The sequence below is a fragment of the Bacillus sp. NTK071 genome (assembly GCF_017303315.1).
GTDB lineage: Bacteria > Bacillota > Bacilli > Bacillales > Guptibacillaceae > Guptibacillus.
The window spans coordinates 1-256 of sequence record NZ_JAFKOI010000156.1 but is presented as its reverse complement, the minus strand read 5'-3'; the positions used below and the strand labels follow the sequence as shown (position 1 = coordinate 256).

The 256-nt window shown below is 67.6% G+C and carries 1 protein-coding gene; it reads left to right on the top strand.

The window, feature by feature from the left end; all coding sequences use genetic code 11:
• Positions 1 to 256: sensor histidine kinase (locus JI666_RS22265; protein WP_206895105.1), on the top strand; the 256-nt coding region annotated here is incomplete at both ends.

Here is a 256-nt window from a genome sequence, read left to right as displayed (position 1 = left end):
GCGCGCGGTCGCGTCGACGAGGCTGCATCGAATATCGACCGCATTCTGGGATTGGTGGCCCGGATGAGCGAATTGTCCAAACCCCTGCGCAATTTCGCCCGCAAGCCCAATGCCCAGCTTTCCGATGTCCCGCTGGCCGAGGCGGTCGACGCGGGGCGCGAGATTCTCGGCTGGCGGCTGCGCGGCCAGAACATCGATCTGCGCATCGACATTCCGCCGCTGGTGGTGCGCGCGGGGCCGGTGCGGTTGCAGCAGG